We start from the raw sequence: 6,856 nt of genomic DNA, 5'->3' as shown, positions 1-6,856 counted from the left end.
ATAAATAAATATAAATAAACAGAAAATAAACAATACTCGGAACTACCATAAATTAGGACGGCACTTAAACTTGCACTTTTTAAATCATTATTTTTTTACAAAACAACTTGTGAAAAATGAATTCTTCTGTACACAAAGCAAGAAGATAAAAAATGGGGATGGACATAAGAAGAAAAATGGTTTTTTCACCTCTCTTTATACTTAGTCCCAACACAAATGGTTGATTTGTTGCATGATTTATAAAAAAAGTAATAAAAGTTTTTATTTACATAGGTTCAAATAACTGCAATTTATTTTTATCTTGCACTCTAATTACAAGAGGGACTGTATATTTTGTCAAAAGGAGAAACGTATTCTTTAAAAAACTGAAAAAAGCTCGATAAACTTAAATGCTATTCGAGCCTAAACAAATTCGCTTTCGGAATTGATTAATCAAGTTTTTGAGAAATGGGAATAAAATTAATGTGTGGGGAACAATATAATTTTTAGACGAGAAAACAAAAGCAACACAATTTTCACAGTATGAATTGATTTTAGAGAAAGATAGGAACTGGATGATTGTAGAATGAAAATAATCTAGTGCATTTAATATGTATAGAAACACACCACTTATTTATTAGAAAAGAAATAAGTGGTGTCTCTTATCATGGCTTATTTAACTCAATATAAAAAAATGATTTTATAATTGCCACCCCAAAGTAATTCATTATTTTTCATTTGCAAATTTACTTCATACGACTGAAAAATATTTATTATCCCCTTTGTAGGCTGAATTTTCCGTTTTAATGCGCGATATAATAAATGAAACTTTTATACGTATGCGTAGGGAAATCGGCTAATAAATGAGAGATGATATGATTATTGGAATTAATGTTTAATAAGAATATGGATTCACTGCATATTGGGAAGTGTTTATTCAACGAACTTCCCAACAGTTTTCCAATAGGTGTCTAATTGAAAAAGACAATAAAATTGGACTACACATTTCAGACACATCTGATTTGTGTTATTCTTTTCGTATCAACAGTTTAACAAGATAGAAAAACTAATCCCATATATTCGGTCTCTTAACTCCAGCTGTACGTAAATAATCAAGAAGTTGTCCTGTGTGAACTGATTCATGATAAGCAATCCGTAATAGCATATCGCCAAGTGTCCTTACATAACCTACATCGGCACGATCTATATGTATATTTATTAAATCGTTAGTGTGTTTTAATATAATTTAAGAAATTTTCTCGATGAGGTTTTGAAAATGTAAGTTCATCATTCACCGTCGTAAATCTCTTCCCTTCAAAAGGATTAGCTAAATTTGATAAGCCTGCACTACCCCCTTCTATAAGAACATGATGATAAAGATATTCTCCTTCTAGGACATGCCTAATCATTTCACTACACGTCATTGCTTCTGGGTCTGGACGCCAAGATAATATATTATCGGGAATTGATGTCCACACTTTTATACTTCGACGGCGAACTTCTTCAAAATTTAAAACAAGTAAATCGGTTACATTCATTGTTCTATCTCCTCTCAAATGTATTAATATTATTGTAACATGTAAAAACTTCGGTTATAGTCGAAGTATAAATGTTTATAGGAGGATGGTAATGGGAAGTAGACCGGATTTTTCATATGTTGCAAAACTAATGGCTGATCCATCAAGAGCTGCCATGTTAGATGCTCTTATGGGACTTGATGGTCTTCCAGCAACCGAATTAGCAAGGAAAGCGAATGTTACAATACAAACAGCCAGTGGTCATCTGTCGAAATTGGTTGAAGGAGAACTGATTCATGTAGAAAAACACGGTCGTCATCGCTACTTTCGCCTAGCAAATACGGATGTTGCTCAAGCGATAGAAACATTGACAGTTATTGCACCTCCTGCACATATCAAATCATTGAATGATTCCTCACGTGCAAAAAAAATTAAAATTGCTCGCACTTGTTATGATCACTTGGCTGGGGAACTTGGAGTAGCTTTAACTGGCGCTTTCATTGATAATGGATATATCATTGAAGCTCAGAATGATTTTATTGTAACGGATAAGGGAGAAAAGTACTTTCACGGCTTTGAAATTAATCTTGATTCTTTACGAAAAGAAAGGAGACATTTTACTAGAAAATGTCTGGATTGGAGCGAAAGACGCTACCACCTTGCAGGGGCTTTAGGAAATGCTGTTTTAATGCGGTTGTTAGACCGACATTGGATTGAAAAACTTCCTGATCGAGCTGTGAAGGTGACTAAAGAAGGTGGAAAGGCATTTGAATCCTTAGGTATAAATGTAGAACAGTTGTAATGTGGGATAAATTGGGTGCTCTCTTTCTATGGAAAAGGTCTTGTAGGTTCGTTTTTTCTTTAATTGTTGATACAAAGGTATTTGATTCATGTGCATTCTTCCCAATAAAAAAGATGTCAACTAAAGTGTAAAAGTTGACATTCTTGTAATATGCTTCAAACCTTTGCGCCATCAGGATTTTTTGACTTTAGAAACTGTTTCCAAATGTTTTTCTACCCCCCTGTTAGAAATGGGGGGTAAGGCGTGGCTGTCGCCACGCAGGCTTAGCCCAGCATGGCGGCTTTCGCTTCGCACGCCGCACTGGGCAGCCTTTATTTGACCTATTTGAGCAATTTCGTTTAAAAACCATGTCCTTTGGAGGCATTTGGTTTGTAAAATTCAAAAGTTACATCGTCTTTTAATCATCAGTACCATGTCCTTTGATCTATTATAAGAAAAGTCGATTTTGAACACTTTCTAATATCACTCTTTAAAATGAGTGAAAAAGCCGAAATGATCTCTCATTCCAGCTTTGTGATTTATTAAAATCCGTGGCACAGTCGTGGCACACTTTATTTCAATTTATAAGTTTTTATTGTTTTTGATATTTCTTTAAATCCTATCATATCAACGATATTGCACTATATTGTATTGGCGAAGTACTGAGTGGGAGTAAGAATACAACTTAATTTGAAGAGAGAACGCCTATTTATAAGGATTTTTCCTAACCTAATATGGATAAAATGATTTTAAAAAAATAGTTCCCTGCCAAAACCCTGCCAAAAAAATAATTTGGTAGGGTTTTTTCGTTGGATTTTGGTAGGAAACATTTTTCTGTGGATAACTAGTTTATATTTTGGAATATAAAAGTTGAAACACAACTTGTCTGCCAGACAAATATTCTCCCACATGACTTTATTTCACTACCATAAATAAATGAGGCTCTATAACCTAAAAAAGCACCCTTCTCATTCTAAAATTTGAAAGAGTAAGAGTGCTTATTAATTCAAATAGTCTATCTTTCTGCATTACATATTCCCATTCTAACTGAGCCATAATATATACCGTTTATACAGTCGGCACTTTCTTAGTCTTCCTAAATCAATATAATAATGTCATCAATAATTTCCTAATTAATACAGATAGCTACACTATTATTTTTTTAGGAAAAGTTAATTATCAGGGTGAAATAAAATACTTTCGTTGTTTGGATGAGAACCATAGCTCATGACAAAATATAAGATAGTACGAGAACTCTCAGGATTAGCGTAGATATGTTTGCAATTACCATCAAAACGTATTGAATCATACATTTCCAACAGCTCGATTTTATCGTTTATGTGTATTTTTAAGGTGCCCTCAATTACAGTAATGTATTCAGTTACCCCACTAGGGTGGGGTTCAGAAAGATATCGACTATTTGGTTGTAGGTGCCCAATATATGTTTCGAAAAAATTATGCTCATTTGAATTAAATAGCGGCTCAACAATAAAATTACTTTCATTATCAACAAGTTTTAGTTGATTGTTTCGTTTCATAATTGAAATATTACTATTAAAAGATAACAATTTAGTTATTGGGATAGATAGCCCTTCGGATATTTTCCATATAACAGATAAAGTAGGATTGTTTGATTTACCTCTTTCAATTTGACCTAAAGTTATTTTACTTATTCCTGTCTTTTCAGCTAACTCCTCAATACTCCATCCATTTTTAACTCTATTATCTCTAATTAAATTACCCATTTTCTTCCTGAATTCCTCATTTATAAAATCCATGTTTAAAACCTCCTAATTGTAAAAAATTCAAATAAGATTGACATTAAAGTTATAATAAAATATACTTTTAGATAAATATAATATACCATTAAATAAAAAGGGGGATATATCATGACAAAATCCACTGTATTATTGGAAAGGGAAATAAATAATTTTTATAATATTGGAACGATGTCTCTTGAACAGACAAAAAAGTTAATCCTTCAGTCTTGGATAGAAGTACAGAATGGATTAGAAGTTGACTGTTTGAATTTTTATCATCGAAATTTAAAAGATTCAGAAACCAAAAAAATTATTAAAAGTTGTATTTCAGAGATAGAAGATGTACCTTTTTTTGAATGGAAGGTAGATTATTTTATTGTTGATTTTAATCCTAATTATATTACATTAATATCGGTTTATAAAGATAAAGGATATAAATTAAATCATAGCAAGAAACAAAACACACAGCAACAATTAAACAGCTTTGCCAATGCTTCCTCAATAAAAGAAAAAGCCATTTTCCTTGACGATTTAACAAATCAAAATCTAAACAGTGAACTCATTTCTTTATTAGTTGAACTGGCGTCAGAACCTCATTTGTTGACTAGTACCCTTGCTTCGGAATTACTAACTTTACAAGGTAAACCTACAGTTCCTAAAAAATTTATAAACGAATATAGCTTGGTACGTCCTAAAAATCAAAAGGCAATAAAAGATAAAAACGATAATTTAATGTTTGAGGATCGAATAGATGTAGATTCCTATAATTATTTTGAATTAGTTCATCCAGCATACGCAAAACAGACTGTAGCACTCATAAACTTAATAGAATCATATTATCCCGAATATCAATCTGAAACCGATCATATTATTGATTTTGGTACAGGGCCTGGAACCTCACTGGTAATGTTATTAGAAGCCTTACCTTTATTAAAGGTTCATGCAGTGGAACCTAGTCCAGTTGCCTTCTCATACTTAAAAGAAAATATATCCTTGTATCAGTCTAGAGTGACAATAGAGCAAAATAGCTTCTTGGATGTTAAATTACCTAATAAAGTGCCTATTATCATGTCAACAGGAGCTTCTCACCATTTTAATACTTTCTTTTTGTTTCAGAAAGCAAACGAATTATTAAAAGAAAATGGGGTTTTATTAATTTCTGATGAATTTATTTCTCCTTACAGTTCTAAAGAAGAGAGAAAAAGAAATTTAATTATACATCATACAACTTATATGAAAAATTTACTGATTCATCCGGATGAAACCTATATGAAAGGGTTAACAAAAGAAGAAGCTTGCTTAATCAACCTTTTTGAAAATTATGTACCTGTGATTATCTATTCGGCATATCATAATGAACTTGCTAAAACTGTGAACCTTTGTAATGAACTATATCATAAAGTTCATACTATAGAATGGCACAATAGTGTATCACATCCAGAGGCTGCTTTTTATAGGTTACAGTTACTTGAATTAGAAGCTCTCTTAGCAGGAATTGATTATGAGGTAGAACAGAAAACCTACCCTCAACGTTTTTGTGAATTGGCAAATTCATGCGGATTTACGTTATTAAATCATCAAAAAATATACTCTACTATGGGAAATGACGAATTTAATGGTGGGACCCATGTATTTGCTTTTAGAAAAGAGGCGGATTATGAGCGAAGTTAAAATAAGCCAAGAAACACCTGCTAATCATAACAAAAAAATGTTATGGGAGGGGATTGTAGCTGCCACTCCAATTATTATAGGATATGTGCCTATTTCAATCACATTTGGTATGCTCGGGGGCCAATCTGGGATTTCATTATATCATACTTTACTAATGTCGATACTGGTTTTTGCAGGGGCAAGTCAATTCGTTGGTATCAATATGATGTTAGCAGGAGCAGCTAGTACTACCATCATCCTTACCACTCTTGTTCTCAATCTAAGACATATGATTATGAGTATGTCTTTAATGAATAAAATTAATTTTTTGCCAGTTAGTATGAAAGCTATCCTATCTTTTGGTATTACTGATGAAACATTTGCAGTAGCATCATTAAAAGACAGAAATTCAGGTTGGTTTTTAAGTGGTCTAATATTTGCTTCCTATATCACTTGGGTTTTAGGTACTTTAATAGGTGGTTTGTTAGCTAATTTTATACCTCCATCTATTAGTTCTATAATGGGAATCTCTTTGTATGCTATGTTTATTGGATTATTAATTCCCGCAATTCGTAACTCTTGGAAACTTATTTTAATTGTCATACCTAGTGCTCTATTAAGCTATTTTTTTAGCTTGTTTTTAAATGATGGATGGTCAATTGTTCTCGCTACAATTTTAGGAAGCGCACTTGGAATTTTTATAAAAATAGAGGAGGATTAAAAAGTGTTGGTATCTCTTACTATAGTTGGAATGGCCATTGTCACGTATATCTTCCGTCTTATTCCTGTGTTTATTATTGGGCGCTTTACTATACCCAACTGGCTTGAAAACTGGTTGAAATATGTTCCTTATGCAGCTTTGGCTGCTTTAATATACCCTGGGATACTTACAGTAAATGAACAAGACCCTTTGGTAGGATTAATTGGTGGGATTTTTGCAGTTGTGTTAGCTTATTTTCGTCTCCATATTTTGTTTGTGATTATAGGTTCGATTATGACAGCATATCTTCTATCATAATTTATACATTCAGAAGTATGGATTTGCTATTTCCTATATGAAAAGGCTGGTTTTATAAAAGAAGGATTACTAAGAGACTCGAGAAAAAAATGGTGATGAACACTGGAGATTATGGGAAATGAGCATTTTAGAGAATGAATTTGTTGTTAAC

The 6,856-nt window shown here is 32.3% G+C and carries 5 protein-coding genes and 1 pseudogene; 4 read left to right on the top strand and 2 right to left on the bottom strand.

The window, feature by feature from the left end:
* Positions 1-1,045 precede the first annotated feature (1,045 nt).
* A pseudogene (locus tag SPD89_RS22150) lies at positions 1,046-1,517 on the bottom strand (DinB family protein).
* Between the two features lie 91 nt (positions 1,518-1,608).
* On the opposite strand from SPD89_RS22150, the gene SPD89_RS22145 reads away from it, so the two are divergent.
* Complete coding sequence (locus SPD89_RS22145; RefSeq protein WP_336264111.1) at positions 1,609-2,298, top strand: ArsR/SmtB family transcription factor; 690 nt, start codon at positions 1,609-1,611, stop codon at positions 2,296-2,298.
* 1,151 nt (positions 2,299-3,449) lie between these two features.
* Here SPD89_RS22145 and SPD89_RS22140 read toward each other — a convergent pair.
* Positions 3,450-4,055, bottom strand: a complete 606-nt coding sequence (locus SPD89_RS22140) for a helix-turn-helix domain-containing protein (RefSeq protein WP_336264109.1) — start codon at positions 4,053-4,055, stop codon at positions 3,450-3,452.
* Between the two features lie 111 nt (positions 4,056-4,166).
* On the opposite strand from SPD89_RS22140, the gene SPD89_RS22135 reads away from it, so the two are divergent.
* The 3 genes from SPD89_RS22135 to SPD89_RS22125 are packed head-to-tail and all read left to right on the top strand — an operon-like array spanning position 4,167 to position 6,705.
* Positions 4,167-5,708 carry a class I SAM-dependent methyltransferase gene (locus tag SPD89_RS22135; protein WP_336264108.1) on the top strand — a complete coding sequence of 514 codons (1,542 nt, stop codon included), beginning with the start codon at positions 4,167-4,169 and terminating at the stop codon, positions 5,706-5,708.
* Entirely contained in the window at positions 5,695-6,408 is a 714-nt protein-coding gene (locus tag SPD89_RS22130) for an AzlC family ABC transporter permease (RefSeq protein WP_336264107.1), read from the top strand. Before SPD89_RS22135 ends, SPD89_RS22130 begins: the two co-directional genes overlap by 14 nt.
* Before the next feature lie 3 nt (positions 6,409-6,411).
* Positions 6,412-6,705 (top strand): AzlD domain-containing protein, encoded by a 294-nt coding sequence (locus SPD89_RS22125; RefSeq protein ID WP_336264105.1) that lies wholly within the window; start codon positions 6,412-6,414, stop codon positions 6,703-6,705.
* Positions 6,706-6,856 lie beyond the last annotated feature (151 nt).

Origin of the sequence: Pseudogracilibacillus sp. SO30301A, from assembly GCF_037072025.1 — a bacterium.
Classification (GTDB): domain Bacteria; phylum Bacillota; class Bacilli; order Bacillales; family Amphibacillaceae; genus Pseudogracilibacillus.
Note: the sequence above shows the minus strand (reverse complement) of the source record. Positions and strands in the feature narration are given on the sequence as shown.

Coding starts and splice junctions, on each gene's coding strand:
- SPD89_RS22145 (WP_336264111.1), top strand. CDS start 1,609: ATGGGAAGTAGACCGGATTTTTCATATGTTGCAAAACTAATGGCTGAT.
- SPD89_RS22135 (WP_336264108.1), top strand. CDS start 4,167: ATGACAAAATCCACTGTATTATTGGAAAGGGAAATAAATAATTTTTAT.
- SPD89_RS22130 (WP_336264107.1), top strand. CDS start 5,695: ATGAGCGAAGTTAAAATAAGCCAAGAAACACCTGCTAATCATAACAAA.
- SPD89_RS22140 (WP_336264109.1), bottom strand. CDS start 4,055: ATGGATTTTATAAATGAGGAATTCAGGAAGAAAATGGGTAATTTAATT.